The sequence below is a fragment of the Duganella lactea genome, assembly GCF_009857505.1.
GTDB classification, from domain to species: domain Bacteria; phylum Pseudomonadota; class Gammaproteobacteria; order Burkholderiales; family Burkholderiaceae_D; genus Rugamonas; species Rugamonas lactea.
Window position 1 is genome coordinate 1 of the sequence record NZ_WWCP01000100.1, and the last position, 430, is coordinate 430.

Sequence of the window (430 nt, forward strand, 5' to 3'; positions counted from 1 at the left end):
TTGCAGCGCTTGTCCGCGTTCACCGACAGCTTGTAGCCGAAATAGGATTTGCCGTGCTTTTTGGTCCAGCGCGCATCCAGGTCTTTCTGGCGCCGCTTAGGTGGCGACCAGTCGGCAGGCATGGCGTTCTGCTCCACGACGAGCGATTTTTCTTCCTTGTTCAGCGATTGCTTGGGAGCTTGGACGATGGAGGCGTCGATCATCTGGCCGCCACGGGCAATGTAGCCATGCCGGGCCAGTTGCCGGTTGACCGTTTCGAACACGCTTTCGCTGGCGCCAGCCTTGATCAGGCGCTCTTTGAAAGTCCAGATCGTGGTGCGGTCGGGAATCTGGCTGGAGTCGCGCAGGCCAGCGAAGCGCTGGAAGCTCAGCCGGTCCAGCAGTTGGAACTCCATCTGTTCGTCCGAAAGATTGAACAGTTGCTGGATCA

General features: G+C 58.8%; 1 protein-coding gene. It reads right to left on the reverse strand.

The window, feature by feature from the left end; translation table 11 throughout:
- Nucleotides 1-430, reverse strand: a 430-nt coding sequence (locus GTP44_RS26850) for a transposase (protein ID WP_161021807.1), incomplete at both ends; no start/stop codon positions are given.